At 63.6% G+C, this 24,509-nt stretch carries 21 protein-coding genes; 6 read left to right on the top strand and 15 right to left on the bottom strand.

The features are described 5' to 3' along the window. Positions 1-46: 46 nt before the first annotated feature. Positions 47-1,501, top strand: a complete 1,455-nt coding sequence (locus tag F2P44_RS12395; protein WP_167087002.1) for a cryptochrome/photolyase family protein — start codon at positions 47-49, stop codon at positions 1,499-1,501. 149 nt (positions 1,502-1,650) lie between these two features. On the opposite strand, the gene F2P44_RS12390 is transcribed toward F2P44_RS12395, so the two are convergent. The 6 genes from F2P44_RS12390 to F2P44_RS12365 form a co-directional block, all read right to left on the bottom strand. Beyond that, the gene (locus F2P44_RS12390; protein ID WP_167087001.1) at positions 1,651-7,527 is read right to left on the bottom strand and encodes a hybrid sensor histidine kinase/response regulator; all 5,877 of its coding nucleotides are present in this window, start codon (positions 7,525-7,527) and stop codon (positions 1,651-1,653) included. A gap of 27 nt (positions 7,528-7,554) precedes the next feature. Continuing rightward, positions 7,555-9,867: a methyl-accepting chemotaxis protein gene (locus F2P44_RS12385; protein ID WP_229423517.1), complete on the bottom strand. Its 2,313-nt coding sequence runs from the start codon at positions 9,865-9,867 to the stop codon at positions 7,555-7,557. Between the two features lie 44 nt (positions 9,868-9,911). After that, positions 9,912-10,445, bottom strand: a complete 534-nt coding sequence (locus tag F2P44_RS12380) for a chemotaxis protein CheW (RefSeq protein ID WP_289312240.1) — start codon at positions 10,443-10,445, stop codon at positions 9,912-9,914. 3 nt (positions 10,446-10,448) lie between these two features. Continuing rightward, entirely contained in the window at positions 10,449-10,820 is a 372-nt protein-coding gene (locus F2P44_RS12375) for a response regulator (RefSeq protein ID WP_167087000.1), read from the bottom strand. Between the two features lie 17 nt (positions 10,821-10,837). Beyond that, positions 10,838-11,239 (bottom strand): response regulator, encoded by a 402-nt coding sequence (locus F2P44_RS12370; protein ID WP_054268473.1) that lies wholly within the window; start codon positions 11,237-11,239, stop codon positions 10,838-10,840. A 105-nt stretch (positions 11,240-11,344) separates the two neighbouring features. Next, on the bottom strand, positions 11,345-11,497 hold the full coding sequence (locus tag F2P44_RS12365) for a rubredoxin (protein ID WP_054268606.1): 153 nt from the start codon (positions 11,495-11,497) through the stop codon (positions 11,345-11,347). A 107-nt stretch (positions 11,498-11,604) separates the two neighbouring features. Between F2P44_RS12365 and thiD the strand changes: the two genes are divergently transcribed. Together thiD and hemL are read left to right on the top strand one after the other, a co-directional pair. Beyond that, entirely contained in the window at positions 11,605-12,459 is an 855-nt protein-coding gene (gene thiD, locus F2P44_RS12360) for a bifunctional hydroxymethylpyrimidine kinase/phosphomethylpyrimidine kinase (RefSeq protein ID WP_167086999.1), read from the top strand. Beyond that, the gene (gene hemL / locus F2P44_RS12355; protein WP_167086998.1) at positions 12,456-13,745 is read left to right on the top strand and encodes a glutamate-1-semialdehyde 2,1-aminomutase; all 1,290 of its coding nucleotides are present in this window, start codon (positions 12,456-12,458) and stop codon (positions 13,743-13,745) included. Before thiD ends, hemL begins: the two co-directional genes overlap by 4 nt. 95 nt (positions 13,746-13,840) lie before the next feature. Here hemL and corA read toward each other — a convergent pair whose 3' ends face one another. The 9 genes from corA to mpl form a co-directional block, all read right to left on the bottom strand. Continuing rightward, positions 13,841-14,806 carry a magnesium/cobalt transporter CorA gene (corA, locus tag F2P44_RS12350; protein WP_054268469.1) on the bottom strand — a complete coding sequence of 322 codons (966 nt, stop codon included), beginning with the start codon at positions 14,804-14,806 and terminating at the stop codon, positions 13,841-13,843. Positions 14,807-14,887: 81 nt separating this feature from the next. Continuing rightward, the gene (locus F2P44_RS12345; protein ID WP_167086997.1) at positions 14,888-15,316 is read right to left on the bottom strand and encodes a DUF4124 domain-containing protein; all 429 of its coding nucleotides are present in this window, start codon (positions 15,314-15,316) and stop codon (positions 14,888-14,890) included. Positions 15,317-15,336: 20 nt separating this feature from the next. Further along, the gene (gene mtgA, locus F2P44_RS12340) at positions 15,337-16,047 is read right to left on the bottom strand and encodes a monofunctional biosynthetic peptidoglycan transglycosylase (RefSeq protein ID WP_167086996.1); all 711 of its coding nucleotides are present in this window, start codon (positions 16,045-16,047) and stop codon (positions 15,337-15,339) included. After that, on the bottom strand, positions 16,044-16,871 hold the full coding sequence (gene aroE / locus F2P44_RS12335) for a shikimate dehydrogenase (RefSeq protein WP_167086995.1): 828 nt from the start codon (positions 16,869-16,871) through the stop codon (positions 16,044-16,046). Before aroE ends, mtgA begins: the two co-directional genes overlap by 4 nt. Beyond that, positions 16,868-17,752 carry an energy transducer TonB gene (locus F2P44_RS12330; protein ID WP_167086994.1) on the bottom strand — a complete coding sequence of 295 codons (885 nt, stop codon included), beginning with the start codon at positions 17,750-17,752 and terminating at the stop codon, positions 16,868-16,870. Before F2P44_RS12330 ends, aroE begins: the two co-directional genes overlap by 4 nt. Positions 17,753-17,832: 80 nt before the next feature. Beyond that, positions 17,833-19,893, bottom strand: coding sequence for a ribonuclease catalytic domain-containing protein (locus F2P44_RS12325; protein ID WP_167086993.1), 2,061 nt, complete (start codon positions 19,891-19,893; stop codon positions 17,833-17,835). A gap of 15 nt (positions 19,894-19,908) precedes the next feature. Next, positions 19,909-20,502: a chorismate--pyruvate lyase family protein gene (locus F2P44_RS12320; protein ID WP_167087087.1), complete on the bottom strand. Its 594-nt coding sequence runs from the start codon at positions 20,500-20,502 to the stop codon at positions 19,909-19,911. After that, positions 20,499-21,086, bottom strand: coding sequence for a YqiA/YcfP family alpha/beta fold hydrolase (locus F2P44_RS12315; protein WP_167086992.1), 588 nt, complete (start codon positions 21,084-21,086; stop codon positions 20,499-20,501). The genes F2P44_RS12320 and F2P44_RS12315 overlap by 4 nt, the downstream gene beginning before the upstream one ends. Further along, entirely contained in the window at positions 21,083-22,462 is a 1,380-nt protein-coding gene (gene mpl / locus F2P44_RS12310; protein ID WP_167086991.1) for a UDP-N-acetylmuramate:L-alanyl-gamma-D-glutamyl-meso-diaminopimelate ligase, read from the bottom strand. The genes F2P44_RS12315 and mpl overlap by 4 nt, the downstream gene beginning before the upstream one ends. Before the next feature lie 208 nt (positions 22,463-22,670). Here mpl and F2P44_RS12305 point away from each other — a divergent pair, with 208 nt between their 5' ends. The 3 genes from F2P44_RS12305 to aroQ all read left to right on the top strand — a co-directional run bounded on the left by F2P44_RS12305 (position 22,671) and on the right by aroQ (position 24,457). Then, complete coding sequence (locus F2P44_RS12305; protein WP_167086990.1) at positions 22,671-23,318, top strand: hypothetical protein; 648 nt, start codon at positions 22,671-22,673, stop codon at positions 23,316-23,318. Beyond that, entirely contained in the window at positions 23,315-23,881 is a 567-nt protein-coding gene (locus F2P44_RS12300; protein WP_167086989.1) for a TlpA family protein disulfide reductase, read from the top strand. Before F2P44_RS12305 ends, F2P44_RS12300 begins: the two co-directional genes overlap by 4 nt. A gap of 138 nt (positions 23,882-24,019) precedes the next feature. Continuing rightward, complete coding sequence (gene aroQ / locus F2P44_RS12295) at positions 24,020-24,457, top strand: type II 3-dehydroquinate dehydratase (RefSeq protein WP_167086988.1); 438 nt, start codon at positions 24,020-24,022, stop codon at positions 24,455-24,457. Positions 24,458-24,509: the final 52 nt, after the last annotated feature.

Below are 24,509 nucleotides of genomic sequence, written 5' to 3'. Positions count from 1 at the left end.
ATGGTAGCCGATAATTCGCCTTCCATTCTTGACACCCAACACCATCATGACATTGAGTAAATCGCTTGTCTGGTTTCGCCGCGACTTGCGCGCTTTCGATCACGCCGCGCTGCATCATGCACTAACATCGTCGAACAGCGTTTATTGCGCGTTCATTTACGATAACACAATCCTCGACAGTTTACCGCGCGCGGACCGCCGGGTCGAGTTCATTCATGCCAGCCTGGCCGAACTCGATGCCGAATTGCGTCAATTGGGCGGCTTTCTGATCGTGCGCCATGCCGACGCGGCGCAGGCAATTCCAACACTTGCGGCGCAATTGGGCGTGGATGCAGTCTTCGTCAACGGCGACTACGAGCCGCAGGCCATCGCGCGCGATGCGGCCGTGGCCAGCCGCCTGGAGGCCGACGGGCGGCGCTTTTTCAGCTACAAGGACCAGGTCATTTTCGAGAAAAGCGAGGTGCTCACGCTGGCGGGCCAGAACTTCTCGGTGTTCACGCCGTACAAGAACGCCTGGCTCAAACGCATGGCGGCCGAAGCGGATTGCGTGGTGCCGTATTCGGTGGAGCCGCATGCGGCGCGCTTCGCGCCTCCTTGCGGCGACGAACGCCTGCCGGCGTTGAGCGAGATCGGTTTCGAGCCGACCAATCTGGCGGCCTTGTCGATCCCGACCGGCATGAGCGGCGCGGCGCGCTTGTTCGAGGACTTCATCGGGCGCATTGCGGACTACGGCGAGGCGCGCAACTACCCTGCCGTCAAGGGGCCGTCGTATCTGTCGATCCATCTGCGCTTCGGCACCCTGTCGCTGCGCCATCTGGTGCGCACGGTGACGCAGCTGATCGCGCGCGGGGCGGGCGGCGAAGGTGCGCCGGTGTGGCTGTCGGAACTGATCTGGCGCGATTTCTACGCGATGATCCTGTTTAACCATCCGCACGTGGTCGAGCGCGCATTCAAGCCGGCCTACGATGCGATTGCGTTCGAGACCGGGTCGGAAGCCGACGCGATGTTTGCCGCGTGGTGCGAAGGGCGTACCGGCTATCCGCTGGTCGATGCGGCCATGGCGCAGTTGAACCAGACCGGCTACATGCACAACCGGCTGCGCATGGTCACGGCCTGTTTCCTGATCAAGGATCTGGGCATCGGCTGGCGCCGTGGGGAGGCGTATTTCGCACTGCATCTGAACGACTTCGATCTGTCGTCCAACAATGGCGGGTGGCAGTGGGCGTCGTCGTCGGGATGCGATGCGCAGCCTTACTTCAGGATTTTCAATCCGGTGACGCAGTCGGAAAAGTTTGACGCCAAGGGGAAGTTCATCCGGCGCTATCTGCCGCAGCTCGATGGCTTGTCGGACAAGGAAATCCACGCGCCGTGGACCGTGCCGCCGATGGTGCTGGCGCAGAAGAAGGTCGTGCTGGGGAAGGATTACCCGGCGCCGGTTGTCAGGCATGACGAGGCGCGGGCGAAGACGCTGGAGCGGTATGCGGTGGTGAAGGTCAGCTAACAGCCCACCCTGCCCCCTCGCTCCGTCGTTCCCGCGAAGGCGGGAACGACGGGCTGGTGGGGGGACGACGATGAAAAGGGTAGCGAAAATAAAAAACGCCTTGCACCGTTTGACCGGTGCAAGGCGTTTTTGTCTTTGCAGTCTAGCGCTTAATGCGCAACCGGCATATCCCGGTTCAGCAAACCGGCAATCGCCGCCAGCAGCATCTCTTCCTGGAACGGCTTACCGAAGTAGGCATTCACCCCCAGATCGAGCGCGTAGTTGCGGTGCTTGTCCGCGGTACGCGAGGTGATCATGATGATCGGGATCTCGTTGGTGCTGCTGTTGCCGCGAATATTGCGCGTCAAGTCGAAACCATCCATGCGCGGCATCTCGATATCGACCAGCATCAGGTCCGGCACCGTCTCTTGCAGGTGTTCGAGCGCATCGACGCCGTCCTTGGCCAGCACCACCTGGTAGCCCTCGCGCTCCAGCAAACGCTGGGTCACTTTGCGCACGGTCAGCGAATCGTCGACCACCATGATGACAAAGTCCGCCGCCCGCGTCTCAGGCACCGCCGCCGTCGTTTCCACGACAACGCGCTGGCGCAGTTGCGGATGATGGTCGAGGTGATGCGACAAGGCCACCGGATTAAGAATCAGCACGATATCGCCCGAACCGAGCACCGTCGCACCGGAAATCCCGATCATGCGCGACAACTGCGGTCCGATATTCTTAATAACGACCTCGCGGTTGCCCTGGATATCGTCAACCTGCACCGCCAGGCGGTCGGCGCCGCTTTTGAGCACCATCACCGGGCAGGAACGCTGCGACATCGGACGCGCTTCGGCATCGCCCAGCAAGGTCGGCAGATAATGCAGCGCCACCTTCTGGCCCTGGAATTCCACGAAACCTTCTGCGTGCGCGGCGTTGACGGCCGCTTCTTTCATCTGCAGTACCTGCTCCACCAGGATCGATGGCAGCGCAAACGTCTTGGTACCGCTGGTGGTCAGCACGACCTGGGTGACCGCGAGGGTCAGCGGCAGGTGAATCGTGAAGCGCGCGCCCTTGCCGGCTTCGGTGGCAATCGCCACCCGGCCGCCAAGCGCTTGCGCTTGCGAGCGCACCACGTCCATACCCACGCCGCGGCCGGCCAGTTCGGTCAGCGCGTCGGCGGTCGAGAAGCCTGGTTCGAAAATCAGGTCGGCCGCCTCGGCGTCGGTGACGGTGGCATTCGGCGCCAGCAGGCCGTTTTCACGTGCCTTGGTGCGAATACGCGCCAGGTCGAGACCTGCGCCGTCATCGTTGAACTGGATGACCACCTCGTTACCCTGCTGGCTGACCTGGATCAGCAGCTCGCCGGTTTCGGCCTTGCCGGCCGCACCACGGCGTGCGCGCGATTCGATACCGTGCACGATGGCGTTACGCAGCAAGTGCTCGAACGGCGCGGCCATCTGCTCCAGAACGCTGCGGTCGATTTCGACCGTGCCACCCCGGATATCCAGGTTGACCCGTTTGTCGATTTCTTTCGCGGTCTGGCGCGCCACGCGGAACAGACGTTCCGACAGGCTGGCAAACTGCACCATCCGCACGCGCATCAGATCCTGCTGAAGATCGCGCGTCAGGCGCGACTGCACGTTCAAGTCGTCGGTGGCGCCGTCGACCGTGCGCGTCAGGCTTTCGTGGAACGACGCAACGTCGTTCACCGATTCGGCCATCATCCGCGTCAGTTCCTGCAAGCGGGTGAAGCGGTCGAATTCGAGCGGATCGAATTCGCGTTCGCTGGAAATCGACATACGCGACGAAATCTGCGATTCCGCCTGCATCTCGACTTCGCGCAGCTGGCGACGCAAACGGCCAAGATTGTCCGAGAAGTCGCTCAGCGACGCCTTCAGGGTCGAGACCTGGCTCTCCAGCTTCGAGCGCGTGATCGACACTTCACCGGCCTGGTTGACCAGGCGGTCCAGAATGTCGGCACGCACACGCACCAGCGGCGTACGGGTCTGGGCTGCGTGCGCATCGTCCATGCTGCCCGGGGCCGTAGCGGCCAGGCCAGGCACCGGCACCACGCCGAGGGCAGGCTGTTGCAGTTGTTCGAACAGCAGCAGCGCGTGATCGTAGTTGGCCATCAGTTCGTCGAACGCGGCTGGCGTCGACGTTCCGGCGTGGACCATGTTCTCGATCTGCGTTTCGATTTCGTGGGTGTGCTGACCGAGGCGCATCGCACCGGCCATCCGCGCACTGCCCTTGACCGTGTGCAGCGTACGCAGAAGCTGCTGTACCGGACTGGTATCGGACGGATTCTGCTGCCACTTGCGCAGGTTGTTGCCGATTTCCGGCAACAGGTCGGTACCCTCTTCCAGGAACACTGGCAGCAGGTCGACGTCAAGGTCATCGGCGAAGGCCGTTTCGGCCACCGCAGGCGCGGCTGGCGTGTCCGACTCCGGCTGCAGCAAGGCTTCGAGCAGCGGCACGTGCGCCGTCATCGGCTGCATCGGTACGACCGGCGCCGGTTCTGGCTCCGGCAGCGCTGCGGCCACTGGCTCGGCTTCGGCCACAGGCTCTTCGATCACCGGCTCTTCAACCAGCGGCTCGGCTTCGGGCACGGTTTCTTCGGCCACTGGCTCTTCGACCAGCAACTCGGCTTCGAGCACAGCTTCATCGGCCAGTTGTTCTTCAAGCACCGGCTCGGCTTCAATCACCGCTTCCGCTTCGATCACCGGTTCGGCTTCGATCACCGCTTCCGCTTCGATCACCGGCTCGTCGAACAGCGGTTCGGCTTCGATCACGGCTTGCGCTTCGATCACCGGCTCGTCGAACAGCGGTTCGGCTTCGAACACGGCTTCCGCTTCGATCACCGGCTCGTCGAACAGCGGTTCGGCTTCGAACACGGCTTCCGCTTCGATCACTGGAGCGTGCTGTTGTTCCGCCACCGGCTGCGCCGGTTCCGGATTGTCCAGCAGCGGCACATCGAACGGATCGTCCTCGCCGAACAGGGCGTCGATCGCGTCGACTTCCGGCTCGGACGGCGTCTGCGCCACGGCCGCTTCGCGTTCCGGCATCACTGGCGGCTCTGCCACCAGGCTGTCGAGCGTATCGGCAAACAGGCCATCCAGACGGCGTGCCAGGTCTTCGTCGGCGCCCGCGTACACGGCGGCCGCTTCCTGGGCTGCGAGCTGCTCGCGCAATACGTGCAGGCGTGCCACCAGATCCGGTTCGGCCGCTGCCAGTTCGCCGAGCGCGAAGCGCTGCAGCATCTGGCGCACGCGGTCGATGGTTTCGTCAAGCAGGTCGCGCTGGGCTTCGTCGAACACCGGGGCTGGGCTCTTGAGCACCATCTCGACTTCGTACGCGATTTCGCGCAGGGCGTGGAAACCCACCGTGGCCGAGGTGCCGGCCAGGGTGTGCGCGGCTTTTTCAGCTTCCGGCGTGACCTGGCGCTGCGGCTCGTGACGCCATTCGGCGAAATCCTGGCTCAACAAACGAACCAGTTCGTCGGTCTCGGCGAGGTAAATGTTATACAGCGGCAGCGGGATTTCGAGTTCGCCAATGCGCTTGGTGTTGTCGTCGGCCGCAGCCAGGGTGCCCGGGACCGGGAACTCGATGACATTGCCCGGCGCCGCGCTCCCCGTGGCCGGCAGGGCGATGATGTCGTCCAGGACCATCGGCTCGAACGAGTCGTCGATCGCGAAGTGTTCGTCGTGATGCTCGTCCACCGGCGTTGCCGCCTGCACCGGCTCGTCGGCCATGGCCGGCGTGACGTCGGCCGGCGTCGCATCCATCGAGAAGGCTTCGCCATGCTGCACGCGTTCGGCGGCGGCAACCAGCGCTTCGCTGGTGCGCTGCGAGCTGCCGGTGGTCGCCAGCTGCTCGACCCAGACGGTCATGTCGGCGGTGGCGCGGGTAAGGAGCGCCAGCAGGTTGGCGTCGGCTGCGCGTTCTTCCGACAACCACAGGTTCATCACTTTTTCGACGGCGGCGGCGCCTTCGGCGAAATTGTTCAGGCCAACCATGCGGCCGCTGCCCTTGAGCGTGTGGAAGGAGCGCCGCAGCATCGTCAGCGTTTCCATATTGGTCGGCATGCTTTGCGCCGCCGGCAGGGTCGAGCCGACAAAGGCCAGCACTTCCTGTGCTTCGGAGATGAAAATCTCGAGCAGTTCGGCTTCGATTTCGTCGTCGCCCGGCGGTGCCGGTTCGGCCACCACCATCGGCGCCCTGGCTTCTGCTTCGACCACCACCGGCGCAGCCGGCGCAGGCGCCTCGGCTACCGGCACGGCCTCGATCACCGGTTCCTGGTCGAATTGCGATTCGCCGTGCGCCGGTTTTTCAAACGGAACGGCGCGCAGCATGCCATCGTTGCTGTCGAACGTGAAGCGCTCGCGCGCCTCGTCGACGTTCTTGGCCAGCATATCGACAAAAAAGCCCAGCGCGCCGACGTTTTGCGCGATGTTTTGCAGCGACGCGGCTTCGAGTTCGGCATTGCCTTCAGCCGCGGCCAGCGTGCGTACCGCATCCTTGACGTGCAGGGCGGCGCGCATCGCGTCTTCCTGGTCGAGAATGGCGACGGCGCCCTGCAACTGGTGCAGTACCGGATCGATCTGGGCCAGGGTGGCGCGCTTGCTGGTGTCGGAGTAGTAATCGTCGAGGACTTTCTCGACCTGGCGCAAGCCGTTTTTCATTTCGGCGGCCAGCACGGCGACGGTTTGCTCGTGCTGGATGCGGCGCGACAGGTCGCCCTGCCATTGCGGCGCTTCCGGCGGCGTTTCACCGGCGCCGATGGCCTGCAGGCGCGCGCCGATCACTTCGGCGTGGGCGTCGAAATCGTCCGGCAACTGGCGTATCTTGTCGAGGCTATTCTCGATGAACAGCATGGCGGTCGCCATTTCGAGGCTGAACACGCTGTTGCGTTTCGAGGCGGCCGAATCTTCTGTGACGCGCACCATCAGGTGCTGCAGGCTTGCCAGCGCCGGGGCGCCCAGCTTTTCGCCGGCCGCGGCCAGGGTGGCCAGCAGTTCTTCGAATTCGGTTTCCAGCGCCGGCAGCGGTTCGACCGAGAGCCGGTCCCAGATGGTCTTGGCCTTGGCCAGCGCTTCCTTGGCGGTCTTGAGCGCCTCGGCGTCGATGCGGCCGTAACGGCGCGTATCGTAATCGGCCGGCACCATGCCATCGAGCTGATAGGCGCGGCGCAGGGCCAGCGCCGTCGGCGGCGGATTGGGCACGGCGGCCATGAAGAACAGGGCGTCGCGCAGCATCGTTTCGGGCAGGCTGACCTGGCCTTGCGAGAGGCGGCGGATTTGCAGATTGATCAGGCCAAACAGCTGCTTGACATACAGGTCGCTGGCCAGATGGCCTTCGGTCACCAGTTCGGCAAAACCCTGCATCGCCATCCAGAAGGTGCGCGGCAAGGGCTGGTCCTGGGCGTCGGCCACATGGGCGATCGCTTCGAGCAGCACTTGCGCATGCATTTGCTGGCTGGCCTGGTCGGGGCTTTTCAGGAACGGCAGCAGCGCTTTTTCAAAGCGCGTGCGGCAGGCGGCGTAATCCGGCGCACTGTCGGGCGCCACGTGGCGCTTGAGCGACACCGGCGCCGACAGGTCGGCGAAAAACAGGTCGGCCGGGTGGATCCGGTCGGCGCCCAGCATTTCCTTGAGCGCGCGGTAATAGGGGAACAGGCGCGCCGGCTGCTGTGGCGCGCCCGAAAGCAGTTCTTCGAGATACTCGATCAGCGCCTGGTAAGCGTGGGCGATGACTTGCGCGCGCTCGGGCGTGCAGTCGAGCAGGCCATCCTTGAAGCGGTCCAGCGCGTTTTCCGCGGCCTCGGTCATGGCGCCGGCGCCATCGACATCGACCATCTGCAAGGCGCCGTGCGCCTGGTGCAGATAGGCTTTCGCATGCTTGAGCGAACTTGCCTGGGCTTCCGCCGTATGCTCCGCCGCCTCTGCCAGCGCGGTGTTGGAGCGGCCCAGCGCATCGCGGATCTCGCTCATGACCCAGGACAGCGGTCCTGTGTCGAACTGCGGTACGTGCGAATTGTCAGTAGTGGTCATGCTTACCTTGATAAATCAACCGGGTTCTCAAGCCACCACGCGGAAGCGCGATACCGAGTTTTTCAGTTCCTGCGCCAGCAGCGAGAGCTGGCGAATCGATTGTGCGGTTTGCTGGGTACCGTCCTGGGTGTTCTCGGTCACCGACAGGATGTGCTGAATGTTGTGCGCCACATCGTTCGCCGATGTCGCCTGCAGCTCCGTCGCAAACGAAATGCCCTGAATCAGTTCCGCAAGGCGGTTCGAAACGCGCGAAATGTCGGACAGTGCGGCACCCGCAGCATCGGACAGCCTGGCTCCCTCGACCACACCCTGCGTCGATTTTTCCATAGCGGCCACCGCGTCGTGGGTATCGGTCTGAATGGTACGCACCAGCGCGCCGATCTGTTTTGCCGCTTCCGCCGAACGTTCCGCCAGTCGCTGAACCTCTTCCGCAACCACCGAGAAGCCGCGACCCGCTTCGCCGGCCGATGCCGCCTGAATCGCCGCGTTCAGCGCCAGTACGTTGGTCTGTTCGGTAATGTCGGAAATCAGTTCCGTGATCTCGCCAATCTCCTGGGACGATTCGCCCAGTCGCTTGATTCGTTTCGAGGTTTCCTGGATCTGCTCGCGAATTTCGTGCATACCCTTGATCGAGTTTTCCACCGCCGTCGAACCTTGCAATGCCGCCGCAACCGACTGGCGCGCAACCTCTGCCGATTCATTCGCCGACTTCGATACGTCGGTAATTTCGTTCGCCATTTTCAGAACCGTCTCGGACGCTTCCTGGATCTCGCGCGACTGCTGCTCGGTCGCCGCCAGCAGGTCGGTCGAAATATTCTGCGCGTTGGTCGATGCAGAGGTAACCTGCTCGGCCGTGGTCGTGACGCGTTCCACCAGCCCGCGCAGCTCTTCCACCGTGTAGTTAACCGAGTCGGCGATCGCGCCGGTGATGTCTTCCGACACCGTTGCGTGCACGGTCAAGTCACCATCCGCCACTTCTTGCAGTTCGTTCATCAAGCGCAAAATAGCGGCCTGATTCTGGTCGTTGGTCGCTTTCGCTTCTTCTTCCTTCGACTGCGCCAGCTGGCGCATCGTTTCCGCTTCGTGGCGACGCGCATCGGCGCCGCGGGCACGGGTACGGGAATCTTGCAGCATGACGCGGGCGATACTCACGCCGACGGCCAGGGTAAACATGGTGGCCAGGGCCATCACCCAGAACCAGACATTGTTCGAATCCTGCTCGGTACGAAAGCCTACCTGCACCTTGGTCAGCAACGCCTTGACTTCTTCGTTCTCGTAAAAGATCGACTGTTCGGCGCCCTTGGCGGCCGTGAATTTCGGCAGGTTGTCGAGGATCGAGGCCACCAGTTTCTGGTAGGTGTCGAACTTCGATTTGATCAGTTCGAGCTTGACCCGCAGTTCCGCGTCTTTCGTTGCGGACAGCTGCATCGTCTCGTTCCCGTTCAGGAAGCCTTCGACCGTGGTACGGAAGGTCGTGGTGTCGCGGCCCAGCTGGAACGCGGTTTCGGAACGGATACCGCCGGAGGTCAGGAATTCACTGGCGCTGCGCGAGAGGCGCTGGGTCAGCATCATCAGGCGCCCGATGGCGGCCAGTTCACGCGGCGTGCCGCCGCGCTGGACTTTTTCGTTGAGCAGTTCTTCGGTCATCGACAACAGCTCTGGCGAGAGCGTGTCGAGCTGGCGCAGGGTCTTTTCAAAACCGGTCAGTTCCGGCTTCATGCGCAAGATGGTGCCTGCGGAATTGTCGGAGGTAACCCATTTGGTTTTCGCAGCGGCGATCAGCTTGTTCATGCTGGCCGGTGGCGTCGGCAGCTGCACGCCGCCGATCTTGCCGCCGCGCTGGAGCGCGTTCAGGTCGGCCGTCAGCTGGACCCGGCTCTGATCGAGCTGCACGAACGCTTCCTGGTTACCCTGGATCGCGTTAGGCGCCGCTTTACCGATACGCTGAGAGTGCATCAGCGCATCCGATGCGATCTGGGTCTGGGCCGACGCGTCCGAGCTACTGGCCGCGTTGCGCCACAGCGCCACCACGGTGACCAGGATGCCGGCCACGAACACCATCAGCAAGATACGCAGCTGGCGCGGCAGCGACAGGTGGCCGATCAGCGGCAGGCGCGCTTCGGTCTCGCCATCGTCGTCGTCCGCGCCTCGCTTGCGGCCCATGATGTTGGCCAGGCGCAGCTCGTCGTGCTGATCGAGCTCGGCGCGCAGACTGTCGTCCACCACGTCGGGCGCAGGCGCGCTATCGTCCTTGTTCAAGGCCGCAGCCTCCAGGTCGGGACCGAATTCTGTATCCGGTACCGGCTCACCCTTTGGGGTACTCTTCCATGCAAATCCCATTCCAGCTCCCAGTTTCTTAAGGTATGGCCACTTATGACTGCGGCTTAAAATCCAACGTGCAAAAACCGCGCATCGGTGACGAGGGCCGCCAGGTCGAGCGGGATCCATTCGTTTGCATCGGTATCGCGTAATCTGTCGCCGACCACTTCCATGTCGCCGGCGTGGCGCAGGCCGTACACCCGGGCCACCAGCAGGCCGCAGTTAAAGCCGAGGTGGGTGGCCAGGGTGACCACCCGGCTGTCCGGGCCGGTCACCGTTTCGGCGCCTCCCTGGAAGCGCGCGAAATCGATCAGGCCGACCAGATTGCCCCGGATATTGGCCAGGCCAAGGTACCAGGGCTGCGTCAGCGGCACCACCGTCACCGGCGGGATCGGCACGATTTCGCCGGCCTGGGTCAGGTCGAGCAGGAAGCGCTCGGCGCCGATCAGCACCCCCAGTTGATTGACGCGCGCGCCGCTGTTGGTACGGGCCGCCTGCATGCGTTCGAGCAGCTGCACCTGGTACTGGCGCAAGCGCGTGCGGCGGCTGGCGCCGTCCGACGGGGCGGAGGCGACTGGGGCGAAATCGACGTCGCTCACGGTTTAGGCGCCGCCCAGGGCAGCGATTTTCGCCAGCAGCAATTCGGCATCGACCGGCTTGACCATGTAGTCGCGCGCACCCTGGCGCAGGCCCCAGACGCGGTCGGTTTCCTGGTTCTTGCTGCTGCAAATGATGATCGGCACGTCGGCCAGCTCGGGGTCGCGCGCGATGGTGCGGGTGACCTGGAAGCCATTGGCGCCAGGCATGACCACATCCATCAGGATCAGTTCAGGCTTGTCGTCCTTGATCTTGAGCAGCGCTTCCTCGCCATTTTCGGCGGTGGTCACGGTGAAGCCGGCTTTGACCAGGATATCGGTCAGGTAGTAACGCTCGGTCGGGGAATCGTCGACGATCAGGATTTTTTGTATGGCCACGGTAGGCTCCAGAAATATTATTTTGAGTCGGCGTCGGCAGTATGTTCGCGCACCGCGCTGAGCAGACTGTCTTTGCTGAAGGGTTTGGTAAGGTAGGCGGAAGAACCGACCATCAGGCCGCGGGCGCGGTCAAACAGGCCATCCTTCGATGACAGCATCAGCACCGGGGTGGCATGAAACCGCGCGCTGCGCTTGATCAGCGCACACGTCTGGTAGCCGTCGAGGCGTGGCATCAGGATGTCGCAGAAAATCAGCGACGGATGATGGTCGTTAATCTTGGCCAGGGCATCGAAACCATCTTCGGCCAGCACCACCTGATACCCAGCCTGGGTGAGGAAAATCTCGGCCGAACGACGGATCGTGCTGCTGTCGTCGATCACCATGATTTTCAGTACATTCGGTTGCGGCAATGTCGTCATTTTCAATTTCACTCAGCATGAACCTGAACGATATCATAGGGCAACCCTTTTGTCCCCTTAATGTTGCGGCCAGTCAACATGTGTCTGCAATAAGCCTCATGGCGATTAGATAACAGTCATTTCGAAGTCATCTTTACGGGCGCCGCACTCGGGACAAGTCCAGTTCATCGGCACATCGGCCCAGCGGGTACCGGGGGCGATGCCTTCTTCCGGGATGCCGGCGGCCTCGTCGTAGACCCAGCCGCAAATCAGGCACATCCAGGTCTGGAAAGCGGCGCCTGCGGCGCCGGTTGTTTCAATGCTGCTCACGTTGACTACCCTTCTATCTAGTAAAATGCCGAATCAGGCATCTTAATCTACCGGCCGTGCAAATCCAAACTTCTCCTCTGATCTTAACGTTCGGCGTGTCCGACCCCATAGGCGCCATCGGCATCCAGGCCGACCTGGCGTGTTTTTCAGCCCTCGGCTGCCACGGCCTGTCGGTCACCACCGGCATTCTCATTGCCGACACCGCGCGCGTCGAAGACCTGCAGGAAGTCGACGCCGACTGGGTCTGCGACCAGGCCCGCGTGGTCCTCGAAGACATGACGGTGGCGGCCTTCAAGGTGGGCGCCCTGAGCAGCGTCGAACAAGCCTCGGCGATTGCCGAAATCGTGTCCGACTATCCGGACGTGCCGCTGATCCTCGACCCGTTTTTATCGAGCTTGCCCGACTCCGGCCTGGCTGACGACGACATGCTGGTCGCGATCCGCCAGATCCTGGTGCCGCAGGCCAGCGTACTGCTGCTCACCCAGGTGGAACTGGCGCGCATGGCCGAAACCTGGCGCGACGGCGGCGGCGAGATGCTGAAAGAAGACGTGGCCGAGCTGACCGGCATGGGCTGCGAGTACGTGCTGGTCAAATGCACCTCCACCAGCGGCAGCGGTGCCGGCGCGCAGCTGGCCAACACCCTGTTCGACGAGAACGGCGTGGTCGGCACCTTCAACTGGCAGCATTTTGCGGGGCCGTTCGTGGGCGCCGGCAGCACCTTGTCGGGCGCGCTGGCGGCGCTGATGGCGCGCGGGGTCCACGCCGGCGGCGCCGTCGACACGGTCGACGCCATCCAGGCAGCCCAGGAATTCACCGTCGGCGCGCTGGCCAATGCGCAGCGCTTCGGCATGGGCAAACTGGTTCCCAACAAATTTTTCGCACACTCTATTCCTCCACCGAGCAAGCCATGACCACAGACTCCCTGAATAACACGCTGTTCGCGCGCGCCCAGAAAACCACCCCGGGCGGCGTCAATTCGCCGGTGCGCGCCTTTAAATCGGTGGGCGGCACGCCGCGCTTCATCACCCGCGCCGAAGGCCCCTACTTCTGGGACGCCGACGGCAAGCGCTATATCGACTACATCGGTTCCTGGGGCCCGGCCATCGTCGGCCACGCCCATCCGGAAGTGGTCAAAGCGGTGCAGGACGCGGCCGCGCGCGGCCTGTCGTTCGGCGCCCCGACCGAAGGCGAAATCCTGATGGCCGAGGAAATCTGCCGCCTGGTGCCATCGATCGAGCAGGTGCGCCTGGTGTCCTCGGGCACCGAAGCGACCATGAGCGCGCTGCGCCTGGCGCGCGGCGCCACCGGACGCGACAAGATCGTCAAGTTCGAGGGCTGCTACCACGGCCACGCCGATTCCCTGCTGGTCAAGGCTGGCAGCGGCTTGCTGACCTTCGGTAACCCGACCTCGGCCGGCGTGCCGGAAGACTTCGTCAAGCACACCCTGGTGCTCGACTATAACAATGTGGCCCAGCTGGAAGACGCGTTCGCATCGATGGGCGACACCATCGCCTGCGTGATCGTCGAACCGGTGGCCGGCAATATGAACCTGATCAAGGCCACGCCGGAATTCCTGCGCGCCATGCGCGACCTGTGCACCAGGCACGGCGCGATTTTGATTTTCGACGAAGTCATGTGCGGCTTCCGCGTGGGCCTGGGCGGGGCGCAGGAACTGTACGACATCGTGCCGGACCTGACCGCGCTGGGCAAGGTCATCGGCGGCGGCATGCCGGTCGCGGCGTTCGGCGGTCGCGCCGAGCTGATGCAGAACATGGCGCCGATCGGGGCCGTGTACCAGGCCGGGACGCTGTCGGGCAATCCGGTGGCGGTGGCGGCGGGCATGACCACCCTCAGGCTGATCCAGGAACCGGGCTTCTACGAGAAGCTGACGGCGCAGACGGCCAGGCTGGCGGCCGGGCTGGCGCAAGCGGCCAAGGAGGCGGGCGTCTCGTTCTGCGCCGATTCGGTGGGCGGGATGTTCGGGATTTACTTCAGCGATGAAGTGCCGGGCAGCTATGCCGAGATGATGGCGGGCGACAAGACCCGCTTCAATGCGTTTTTCCACGCGATGCTGGACGAAGGCGTGTACTTTGCCCCGGCCGCGTTCGAGGCGGGGTTTGTCTCGGCGCAGCATGATGATGCTGTGATCGACGAGACCATCGCGGCGGCGCGCCGGGTGTTTGCCAAGCTGGCTTGAACACCATGCCGTGAGCGGCATTAAGCTGAAAACCGTCGTTGCTGCCAATCGCAGAAACGACGGTTTTCAGTCTGGGGCGTACCCGGCGCTTTACCTTACTTCAACCAGCCCCTGCGCAAGAACACCCACACCGGCGAAATCATCGACGCCACCATCAGGGTCAAGGCCAGCGGATAGCCGTACTGCCACTCCAGCTCCGGAAAACTCTTGAAGTTCATGCCGTAAATACTGGCGATCAGGGTCGGCGGCAGGAACGCCACCGAGGCTACCGAGAAGATCTTGATGATCTTATTCTGGTTAATGTTGATGAAACCGACCGTGGCATCCATCAGGAAGTTGATCTTGTCGAACAGGAAGGATGTGTGGCCGTCCAGCGATTCGATGTCGCGCAGAATCTGGCGCGCTTCCTCGAACTGCTCGGCGTTGAGCAAGCGGCCGCGCATCAGGAAACTGACCGCGCGCCGGGTATCCATCATGTTGCGCCGGATACGGCCGTTCAAATCCTCTTCGCGCGCGATGGCGTTCAGGGCGTCGGCCGCGTCTTTATCGGTGAATTCTTTTTGCAGCACCAGCCCGCTGACTTCTTCCAGGTGCTGGTAAATCCCTTCCAGCGCATCGGCCGAATATTCGGCATCGGTGGCGTACAGGTCGAGCAGCACATCCATATAGTCGGCGATCGACCCGGGGCGCGAGCGGGCGCGCATGCGCACCAGGCGGAATACCGGCAAGTCGTCGGTGTGCACCGAAAACAGCATCTTGCGCGCGAGGATGAACGCGACCGTGACCACGCGCGAGGGGCCATCGTCTTCTTCCAGCAGGAAATCGGTGCGCAGATGCAAGTCGCCGTTTTCCGCTTCGTAATAGCGGGCCGACGCTTCGATATCCTTGACTTCGTCTTCGCCCGGCAAAATCACGCCGTAGATTGTCTTGACCCAGGCCCGCTCGTCGTCGGTCGGATCGGTCAGGTCGACCCAGACCGGCGCCACGTTTTCCAGATCCGCGCGGGACTCGATCGGTACCTGATTGAGTCGGCCATTTTGTAGGACAAATACGTTGATCATGCGCTTTCTCGGCCGGATTCAAAACAGCGCAAGTGTACCCGTTAGGCCTGAGCCCGGCCACCCCGAAACACTTAAATTGGCTCAGCGCAGGTGTTTTTCGATCATTTTGTCGATGGTGGGGCTGGAGCCCGGCGCGGCCTTCTCCACCGGCGGCTTTTTCGGTGCCTCGAAGCCCTTGGTATCGTGGATCTCGATGACCTTGCTGGTGCGGTTGCCGGGCGTGCAATCGGTGTTGGAAATGACCGTCTTGCCGTTGATGATGCACTTGCGCATCACGCCATCGCCCTGGCCGGTCACCGCATTGACCGTCTTCCTGGCCGAGTCGATCACCGTGCCGGCGGGACTGGCGCCGACCATCTTGCCGGCCTTGGCCGCGCCTTCGGCGAACAGATTGCGCTCGTAACGCATGGAAAACAAGGCGGCCATGGCGAGCGCGGCCAGCACGGCCGAGCCGGTGCCGACCCAGAACAGGGACATGGCGCCCTCTTGGAAACGGCGGGGATGGGACATGGTCATCTCTTGGTGAAGGATTAGGGCAATTCCGCCGAACTCATGCGGTTGACGATCAGCGTGGTGCGCTGCGCCAGGTAGCTCGAACTGCGGTGGCGGTCGTAATAACGCGGATTGGGCAGCATCACGGCCAGTTTGGCGGCCTGTGCCACGCCCAGGTTGGCCGCGCTGGTACGGTAATAATAGCGCGAAGCCGCCTCGGCACCGAAAATGCCGCGCCCGAATTCGGCCACGTTCAGGTAAATTTCCAGGATGCGCTGCTTGCTCATGACCGTTTCGAGCATGAAAGCGATGATCATTTCCTGGCCCTTGCGCAGGTAGCTGCGCGAGCCGGACAGGAACAGGTTCTTGGCCAGCTGCTGGGTGATGGTGGACCCGCCGCCGACCACCTTGTGCTTGCGGTTGTTGCGCTCATAGGCTTTTTGCAGCGCTTCCCAGTCGACCCCGTCGTGCTCGGAAAAATTGGCGTCTTCGGAGGCGATCACGGCCCGTTTCAGATTCTCGGAAATGCGCTCGTAGGGCACCCATTGCTGCTGCAGCATGGCCTTGGGTTTTTTTTCGCGCATCAGCGCCAGCTGGTCGTTCATCATGCTGGTGCTCGAGGGATTGAACCAGGACCACCAGCACACCATCAGGAAGAAATACAGCTGGGCCAGGACGATCAGCAGCAAGGGGCCGAGGAAGATCCACTTGACCCAGCGCCGCCCGCCCGCCTTGCCGCCCTTGCTCATACGCCCAGGCGCAAGCGGTCCAGGATGGCCGCGGTCTCGGGACGGGCGCCGCGCCACAGCAGGAAGGCTTCGGCGGCTTGCTCGACCAGCATGCCCAGGCCATCGCGTTGGCGCGCGCCATGCTCGCTGGCAAACACCATGAAGGGGCTCGGCGCCTTGCCGTACATCATATCCAGCGCCAGCGTGCCAGCGCCAAAGGCGCTGCCCGGCACCGGCGGCAAGTCGCCGGCCAGGCTGGCGGAAGTCGCGTTGATCACCACATCGTACGTGCCGGCAATGTCCTCGAAGGCGCAGGCGGCCAGGCGCTGGTCTTGCGCCAGCTGGGCGAAAAAGCGCTCGACCAGGGCCTCGGCCGTGGCCACGGTGCGGTTGGCGATGGTCAGTTCGGCCGGCAAGGCGGCCAGCAGCGGCACGACCACGCCGCGCGCGGCGCCGCCCGCGCCCAGCAGCAGCACGCGCTTGCCCTCCAGGTCGAGGCCGGCATTGCGGGTGATGTCGTTGACCAGCCCGGCGCCATCGGTATTGTCGCCAATGATGCCGCCGCTGCTGTTAAACAAGAAGGTATTCACGGCGCCGGCCGCGCGCGCGCGTTCGGTCAGGCGGTCGGCCAGGTCGGCCGCCTGCAGCTTGAAGGGCACGGTGACGTTGGCGCCCTTGTGGCCGGCCGCCACCAGCGCGCGCACGGTGGCGTCGAACTGGTCGAGCGGTGCCAGGCAGCGCTCGTAAAGCATGTCTTGCCCGGTTTGCAGGGCAAAGGCGGCGTGGATCTCGGGCGACTTGCTATGGGCGACCGGGTTCCCGATGACGCAGTAACGCTCGCTCATCGCCCGTCGCCACGCAGCTCGGCTTCCAGCTTGTCTTCGCGCGTGAACTTGAAGCGCGTGATGATGACCCACAGGTCATCCTTGTCGGAGGACAGCATGTTTTTCGGAAAAGCCCCGAACGGCGCGGCGCGCCGCACGATGGCCAGCGCAGCCTTGTCGAGCGCCGGATTGCCGGAACTCTTTTCGATGCGCACCCCGCCATCCTTCTGGTAAATGCTGCCATCCTGGAAAATCGGAATGTACACGGTCAGCTCGCCGTACAGCTTCTTGCCGTCGCGCTGGGGGAAGTTCAGCGTACCGATATCCTCGACCCGCTTTTGCATGGTCTTGTAATAGATCGCGTAGCCCACCGCCTGGGTGCTCGGCGTGATGTAGGTCTTGCGCGGGCGCTTGTTCTGGTCTTCGATGCGCTGGGCAATCTCGGCCGTCTTGCGCGCCAGCGGGCGCGTGCTTTCGATCAGGTCGGCGCCGTCGCGCTCGGGATCGGGCTTTTCCTTCTCGGTGACCGGCGAGGCTTTCAGGGACGAGTCGCGCGTCTTGGTCAGCAGGTTTTGCTGCATCTGCTCAAGCTCGGTGATGCGGCGCAAGGTCGATTTGACGCTTTCGCCAGTCTCGTTCTTGTGCATGTCGGGCAGCGGCGAGGCGGCGCGGCCGCTCTCGGCATTGCCGCCGCCATCGAGGTTGGCCTGGGCCAGGGCATCGGCCTTGAGCGGCTTGTTGGCATGCTTGGCGTTGACCAGGATGACTTCGAGGCCGGGATCGGCCGGGGTCAGGGTGAACGCCTCGGGCGCGACGAAACGGACCGCCAGCAGGGCCGCGTGTACCGTGACCGAAACGGCGACGGCGATGGACAGGGAGCTTAAATTTTGCAAGTGCTTCACACGATACCGGGAAGAATCTGTTGAATCAGGGAACGGCCATTCTACATTCTAATGGCCGCCGTGGCGATGCTGACAACTGCCTAGCTGGCCGCCGGTTCACTGGTGATCACGGCCACCGCGCCTTCGGCTTCCGCCGCTTCCGTCGCGGCCGCTTCGCCGCTATCCGGCGCGACAGTGTCCGGCGGTGCCGCTTCCTCTTCCTCGTAGTCGAGGTCGGCATCGGCGGCGATCTCGCTGAGCGCCGGCAATTCCAGCAGGCGCGCTTCGATCGTCAGGTCCAGCTCGTCCCAGCGCAGGATGTCGAGTTTGACCTGGGCCCCGCGCGCCACTTGCGGCATGCCGGGCAGGCGGATGATCAGCGGAATGTCGGCCAGACGCAACACTTCATCCTTGAGCACCACCGCGTCGACCTGGCGCTGGTCTTGCTGGCCGAGCCAGCGCAGGCACCAGTAGCGCTCCATGTTTTGCTGGTGATCGTTGTAGGCGGCGTAAGCGGCGTCGAACGCGGAGACGATGGCGAACAGGTTGGCGTCGCGCGGCTTGAACGGGGCCACCAGCGGGGCCGTCACGCCGTGCTCGGCGCAGGCCAGGATTTGCCACTGGTTGACCAGGTCGGTGTAGCGGCGCAGCGGCGAGGTGCTCCAGGCGTACTGGTCCACGCCCAGGCCCTGGTGCGGGGCGGCATGGGTGACCATGCGCACCTGCATCTTGGCGGCCCAGCCGGCGCCGCTGCCGGCGCCTTGCGAGCGGTAAATACCGGGCACGCCCGAGTCGTGCATCAGCTTGCCCCAGGTGCTGTTGGCGAAGATCATCAGCTCGGCCACGATCTTGTCGAGCGGCGCGCCGCGCTTGCGCCGCAGCACCGTGACCACGTCGTCTTCGACGTAGAAATTGAAGTCGACCCGGTTGTTTTGCTCGGGTTTGAGGCCGAAACCTTCGCGCTTGACCATGCGCGCCGCTTCCAGGGTGAGCGCCCACTGCCACAGCACGGCCATCTCGGCCTTGTGCGGATACTCGCCGGTGCCGGCGGCCAGGGCTTCTTCACTGACGACATCATCCAGGTCGTTGTTGCGCAGATTGCTCTTGATCGGCACCAGTTCGGCGCGGGTCACGGTCGACTTCACGCTCCAGTCGGCCGGGTCGATGGTGGCGTACAGCGACACCGCCGGGCAAGTCTTGCCTTCGGCCAGGGTGAAGGCGGCCACCAGTTCATCCGGCAACATGGTGATTTTGTCGCCCGGCATGTAGACCGTGGACATGCGCGCGCGCGCCATTTTGTCGATGGCGTCGTCGGGGCGGATGCCCAGGCCCGGCGCGGCGATGTGGATGCCGACCTGCACCATGCCGTCCGGCAGCGTGACGACCGAGAAGGCATCGTCGATTTCGGTGGTGGTGACGTCATCGATCGAGAACGCGGCCACGGCGGCCAGCGGCAGGTTGGCCGGCGCGGCTGGCACCGTCACGGCGGGGAAACCCGATCCGCGCGGGAAATTCTCGAACAGGAAGCGCGCCATGTGCAATTGCTTGGGCGACGCGATGCCGCCGGCGGCCAGCATCAGGCGCGGCGGCGTGGTGTGCAGTTCGTTGCAGGCGGCGTCGAGCGCCTTGAATTCGATGCTGTTCTTGTCCGGCTTGAACAGCAATTGCTGCACCAGCGGACGCATGGATTCCGGCAAGCGGTTGGCCTTGAGCTCGTCCACATAGGCGGCCTGGATCACCCCTTGCTGTTTCTTTTTCTCGATGCCGGCCTGGGCCGCGCGGAGCGACGCTTCCGGAGCCGCCTTGTAGCGTCCGCGTCCCTTCTTGTAGAAGTAGATCGGGGCGCCGTGCAGCGCCAGGATCAGGCCGGCAGCTTCCGACGGCAGCGGGGTGTGGCCGAAATACTCGGCGCCCAGCTCGGCGAAACCGAACTCTTCCTGGCCGGCGACTTCCCACAGGAACTCGAAATCGACGTCGGCGGCGACCGCCTTGGCCGCTTCCAGCAGTTCGGCGGCGGATGGCTTTTCGTACTGCAGCAGCACATCCTTGACCTTGACCTTGGTACGCTTGCCGCTTGGCATTTCGACCTGGTAGGCCTCGCCCGCTTGCGACAACACGGTGCCGACCTTGAAATCGCCGGATTCTTCAAAAAATAGATTCATGTGAATGCTTTGTCTTTACTTGGTATTGTTCGTTGGCGCTGGGTTGGCATCGCGCCGGGCCAGTGCCAGGACCGGGGGCAAGAACACCTCGGTCACCAGCAACATGCCCCGGTGGCGGCGATACAGGCAGCGCCGTGCATATAAAACAGTGTCGCCAGCCGCGCCCAGGGCAGCGCGGGCGCGCGCCATCAGGGGGTGGCCGGCGCGGATCCGCGCAAATTCCAGTTCGCCGCGTGTCACTTGCGGATCGTAAAACAGGGTACTGCCAAGCGAGCGCTCGCCCAGGCCGCCGAACAGCGGCCAGTCGCTGGCGCTGGCCGACAGCGGCACCACGGTGTGCGCAAACACCACCGGCGTGTCGTCGCAGCGCAACAACACTTCGCGTTCCAGCACCTGGACCGCGCGCGGCAGCTTCAGCGCGCCGGCTTCGTCCGCCAGGCACGGAGCGCGCCGCTGGTGCAGACGCTGCACCCGGAATGCCCCGCTATGCGCGATCAGGCGCGCCGTCAGCGAGCCGCCGCTGGTGAGCCAGTCGCGCAGCGCCGGCGGCGCGTTGACACGGTTCACGTGCGGATGCCACCACGCCTGGCGCAGCGAGGCGCCGCTCACCGCGCCGGGCTCGCGGCGCGGTCCAGGCAAAACGCCAGGACTTCGTCCACGTACTGCCCGAATTCGGCGATGGCGTGGTCGCTGCCATCGATCACGTGCTGGCGCGCGCCGGCGTAATGGGCCGTCATGTCGCGGTAGTCGAGCACGTCGTCGCCGCTGGCCGCGATCAGGAAATAACGCTCCGGGCGGGTGATGGCCGGCACCGCCAGCGCGCCCAGTTGGTCGATATATGCGCGCTTGAATTCAAAAACTTTGTCGGAATGATACTCGGTCGTGACGCCGACATGCTTGTCGAGGTCTTTCAGGGGGTAGACCGCCGGGTTCAGCAGCACTGCGCGGCAGCCCAGGCGCTCGGCCAGCCAGGTAGCGTAATAGCCGCCCAGCGACGAACCGATGATGGCCAGCTCGCTGGCGTCGTGGCGCTCGACGAGGGTCAGCGCCAGCGCCATCGCTTCTTTCGGCGAAGCCGGCAGCTGCGGGCAGATCAGCTCGGATGCGCGCCCCAGCGCCGCCATCTTCTCGCCCACCACGCGCGCCTTGAACGAGCGCGGCGAGGAGCGGAAACCGTGCAGGTAAAGAATCATCGGGCCAGCGCCTCAAGCAGTTTCTGGTGCACGCCGCCGAAGCCGCCGTTGCTCATGACCAGGATATGGTCGCCCGGCTGGGCCGCGTCGACCACGGCTTTCACCAGGAAATCGATCTGGTCGAAGCTGTGGGCGATGGCGCCCAGCGGACAGAGGGCGTCGGCCAGGCTCCAGCCGAGCGCCTGCTGGCTGCCGAAGCCGAACACCAGGTCCGCTTCGCGCAGGCTGCCGGGCAAGGCATCTTTCATCGAGCCCAGTTTCATGGTGTTCGAGCGCGGTTCCAGCACGGCCAGGATGCGGCCCTGGGCCTTGTCGCCGCTGCCAATCTTTTGCCGCAAGCCATTGACGGTGGTCGCAATCGCGGTCGGATGGTGGGCGAAATCGTCATACACGGTAATGTCGCGCACCACGCCGCGCACTTCCATGCGCCGCTTGACGCTCTCGAAACGGGCCAGCGACTCGGCCGCCTGGGCCAGCGGCACGCCCACGTGGCGCGCCGCGGCAAGCGCCGCCAGCGCGTTCAGGCGGTTGTGCTTGCCGGTCAGGCCCCAGGCCACGGTGGCGACTACCTCGCCCTTGAAGACGACGTCGAAGTTGCCGCCGGCGTGTTCGGTCATGGTCCAGTCGACCCCGTCGCTGGCGCCGAACATTTCCTTCTCGCTCCAGCAGCCGCGCTTGAGCACGCGCCCGAGCGAGGCTTCGTCGCCGTTCACGATCAGGCGTCCGAGGCCCGGCACGGTGCGCACCAGGTGGTGGAATTGGGTTTCGATGGCACCGATATCGGGGAAGATGTCGGCATGATCGTATTCAAGGTTGTTCATCACGGCCGTTTTGGCGTGGTAATGCACGAACTTGCTGCGCTTGTCGAAAAAGGCGGTGTCGTACTCGTCCGCTTCGATCACGAAGAAGATCGACGGTTCCGCACCCGACAGACGCGCCGAGATGCCGAAGTTCATCGGCACGCCGCCGATCAGGAAGCCCGGCGCATAGCCCGCGTCTTCCAGTATCCAGGCCAGCATGGCCGAGGTGGTGGTCTTGCCGTGCGTGCCGGCCACGGCCAGCACCCATTTATCGTGCAGGATGTGTTCGCCGATCCACTGGGGACCGGACATGTACGGCAGGCTGCGGTTCAGGATTTCCTCGACCAGCGGATTGCCGCGCGCCACCACATTGCCGATCACGTACAAATCGGGATTGAGCTGGGTCTGCTCCGGGCTGAAGCCCTGGATCAGTTCGATGCCCTGGGCTTCGAGCTGGGTGCTCATCGGCGGGTAGACATTGGCGTCGCAGCCGGTGACCTTGTGGCCGGCTTCTTTCGCCAGGACCGCGAGGCCGCCCATGAAGGTGCCGCAAATGCCGAGGATGTGAATATGCATGATGTCGGGGTGTGGCCAAATGAATGAATACGCGATTTTACCCGACCCAATGGGATGGCTCGAAAAACCGTAGCGAGCGGTGTGAGTTTGGGCCGAGAAGCGCAGCCGTACGAAGGTACGGTGAGCATCGCAGGCCCAAAATCGCGCCGCGCAGTAGGGTTTTCGAGCTATCCCATGGCATTTGCCGTTCCAGAGTATTATCTCGCTCATGATGCCTACCCCGATTGACGATCTCCCCCAGCTGCGCGCGGAAATCGCCGCCGTCGCCGCGCGCATGATTGCCCAGGACGGCGCCGACTACGCCAGCGCCAAACGCAAGGCCGCGCTGCAAGTGCTCGGCGAGCGCGCCGACGCCGGCCGCGCGTATGCCGCCAACCTGCTGCCCGACAACGCGCAGATCGAAGACGCCGTGCGCGATTACCAGACGCTGTTCCAGGCCGACACACAGCCGGCGCGCCTGCTCGCGCTGCGCCAGGCGGCCCTGCAAGTGATGGATGCGCTGGCCGAATTTTCGCCGTACATCAGCGGCGCCGTGCTGAACGGCACCGCCGGCGAGTACGACGACATCGAGCTGCAATTGTTCGCCGACAGCGCCAAGGAAGTGCAGATTTATCTGCTGAACCGCAACGTCACCATCGATATTTCCGAAACGCCGCACTTCAAGGGCGCGCGTTACGACCCGGTCGAGACGGTCAGTTTCTTGTGGCATGGCGAAGGCGTGCACGCCGAACTGTATGAAAAGCACGACTTGCGCGGCGCCCTCAAGCCACGCGCCGACGGCCGCCCCCAGCGCGCCGACGCCGCCACGCTGCGCAGCATGATGACACCCCCGACTTCCCCCCAGGATCCGATATGAACAAGCAGACCCTTTTCACCTTTGCCGGCATTGCCGTGCTGGCCGGCGCGCTGGGCGCCTACGTTGGCGTGCGCAATAAACAAGCACCGCCGGTGGCGGCCACCATGCCGGCCGGGTCCGCCGCCGGCACTGCGGGCACCCCGGTCGAGACCCTGTTTGCCGAAACCATGAACGATCCGGCCGGCAAGGCCCAGGCGCTGGCGCAATGGAAGGGCAAGCCGCTGGTGGTCAATTTCTGGGCGCCCTGGTGCCCGCCGTGCGTGGAAGAAATGCCGGAACTGGCCGACCTGGCCCGCGAGCACAGCACGAAAAATATCAATGTGATCGGCATCGGCATCGATTCGCCGACCAACATCGCCGAATTTGCCACCAAATTCAAGATCACCTATCCCATCTACGTGGCCGGCATCAGTGGTACCGATTTGTCGCGCAAGTTTGGCAACAGCGCAGGCGGCTTGCCCTACACCGTGCTGATCGGCGCGGATGGCCTGGTCAAGAAGACTTATCTGGGGCGTATCAAGTTCGACGAGCTCAAGGCTGACCTGGCCGCGCTCAAGTCTTGAGAGGCAAAAGCCCGCCCTTAACCGTGCTTTACGGTACGGAATGCACGGTTCAGTAATTTCAAGCAATTTTTTTCGCTTGCCAATGCCCGCCGTTGGCGGCAAAATGCGGGACTTTCGCGCAATAACGACCCTTCAACCATGGCAAAAAAGCTCCTTCTGCTCAACGGCCCCAACCTGAACCTATTGGGGACACGGGAGCCAGAGGTGTACGGCAAGGCAACACTGGCCGACATCGAGAACGCTGCGACAGCCCAGGCTGGCGCGGCGGGTGCGACAATATCTTGCTTTCAGAGCAATCATGAAGGTGCGCTGATCGATGCCATCCATGCCGCCCGTTTGGACGGCGTGGACGCCATCGTCATCAATCCGGGCGGGTTGACGCATACCAGCGTCGCCTTGCGCGATGCCCTGGCCGGCGTTGCCATCCCGTTTGTGGAAGTCCACATCTCGAATATTTACCAGCGCGAAGCATTCCGCCATCATTCTTTCCTGTCCGCGATTGCGCAGGGCACCATTTGCGGGCTCGGCATTGATGGATATCGCTTTGCCATCGACTTTGCGCTTAAAAAGCGTTAATCTACTGGCATCTTCAAGCATTATGCGCGGTTATGCTTTTATCATGAGCATT

It is taken from the genome of Massilia frigida, assembly GCF_011682175.1.
GTDB lineage: Bacteria > Pseudomonadota > Gammaproteobacteria > Burkholderiales > Burkholderiaceae_D > Telluria_A > Telluria_A frigida.
This window is presented reverse-complemented; position numbering and strand designations above follow the sequence as displayed.

What these genes read in the sequence shown, in the direction of transcription:
- mtgA (WP_167086996.1), bottom strand. Translation starts at nt 16,047, where the DNA reads ATGAGCAAGGGCGGCAAGGCGGGCGGGCGGCGCTGGGTCAAGTGGATC.
- F2P44_RS12300 (WP_167086989.1), top strand. Translation starts at nt 23,315, where the DNA reads ATGAACAAGCAGACCCTTTTCACCTTTGCCGGCATTGCCGTGCTGGCC.
- corA (WP_054268469.1), bottom strand. Translation starts at nt 14,806, where the DNA reads ATGATCAACGTATTTGTCCTACAAAATGGCCGACTCAATCAGGTACCG.
- F2P44_RS12315 (WP_167086992.1), bottom strand. Translation starts at nt 21,086, where the DNA reads ATGATTCTTTACCTGCACGGTTTCCGCTCCTCGCCGCGCTCGTTCAAG.
- F2P44_RS12390 (WP_167087001.1), bottom strand. Translation starts at nt 7,527, where the DNA reads ATGACCACTACTGACAATTCGCACGTACCGCAGTTCGACACAGGACCG.
- F2P44_RS12305 (WP_167086990.1), top strand. Translation starts at nt 22,671, where the DNA reads ATGATGCCTACCCCGATTGACGATCTCCCCCAGCTGCGCGCGGAAATC.
- hemL (WP_167086998.1), top strand. Translation starts at nt 12,456, where the DNA reads ATGACCACAGACTCCCTGAATAACACGCTGTTCGCGCGCGCCCAGAAA.
- aroE (WP_167086995.1), bottom strand. Translation starts at nt 16,871, where the DNA reads ATGAGCGAGCGTTACTGCGTCATCGGGAACCCGGTCGCCCATAGCAAG.
- mpl (WP_167086991.1), bottom strand. Translation starts at nt 22,462, where the DNA reads ATGCATATTCACATCCTCGGCATTTGCGGCACCTTCATGGGCGGCCTC.
- F2P44_RS12395 (WP_167087002.1), top strand. Translation starts at nt 47, where the DNA reads ATGACATTGAGTAAATCGCTTGTCTGGTTTCGCCGCGACTTGCGCGCT.
- F2P44_RS12365 (WP_054268606.1), bottom strand. Translation starts at nt 11,497, where the DNA reads ATGTGCCTGATTTGCGGCTGGGTCTACGACGAGGCCGCCGGCATCCCG.
- F2P44_RS12385 (WP_229423517.1), bottom strand. Translation starts at nt 9,867, where the DNA reads ATGGGATTTGCATGGAAGAGTACCCCAAAGGGTGAGCCGGTACCGGAT.
- F2P44_RS12345 (WP_167086997.1), bottom strand. Translation starts at nt 15,316, where the DNA reads ATGTCCCATCCCCGCCGTTTCCAAGAGGGCGCCATGTCCCTGTTCTGG.
- aroQ (WP_167086988.1), top strand. Translation starts at nt 24,020, where the DNA reads ATGGCAAAAAAGCTCCTTCTGCTCAACGGCCCCAACCTGAACCTATTG.
- F2P44_RS12325 (WP_167086993.1), bottom strand. Translation starts at nt 19,893, where the DNA reads ATGAATCTATTTTTTGAAGAATCCGGCGATTTCAAGGTCGGCACCGTG.
- F2P44_RS12370 (WP_054268473.1), bottom strand. Translation starts at nt 11,239, where the DNA reads ATGACGACATTGCCGCAACCGAATGTACTGAAAATCATGGTGATCGAC.